Source organism: Pseudomonas viridiflava (assembly GCF_900602065.1).
Lineage (GTDB): Bacteria > Pseudomonadota > Gammaproteobacteria > Pseudomonadales > Pseudomonadaceae > Aquipseudomonas.
In genome coordinates, this window is the sequence record NZ_UWFN01000357.1 from 1 (window position 1) to 394 (window position 394).

Annotated in this window: 1 pseudogene; it reads left to right on the top strand. The window is 60.9% G+C overall.

The features are described from left to right. Positions 1 to 394 (top strand): annotated as a pseudogene (locus EE949_RS28945) (DNA-binding protein); the annotation flags it as partial.

A 394-nucleotide genomic window follows, 5' to 3' on the forward strand; every position in this document is an offset into this window, starting at 1 on the left:
CTGCCCTGCTCGACTTGCAGGAGACCCTGCTGACCGCGCGAAGCGAAAACACCCGACTGACTCAAGCCAACTCGGACCTGGATTCCCGCCTGCTAGACAAGAATGAGCAGATCCGCTCCCTTGAAGAAAAGCATCAGCACGCCCGCGACGCGCTGGAGCACTATCGCAATTCGATCCGGGAGCAGCGCGAGCACGAGCAGCAACGCCATGAAGGCCAGGTGCAGCAGCTGCAGATGGAATTGCGGCAGGCACAGCAGAGCCTGAGCATTCGCCAGGAAGACATCACGCGCCTGAACCGCGACAACGAACGATTGCTGGCAGAAGCCCGCAGCACACAGCGCGACCTGAATATTCAGAAGGACCTGACGGACAAGGCCAGCGCTCAAGCCGCAGC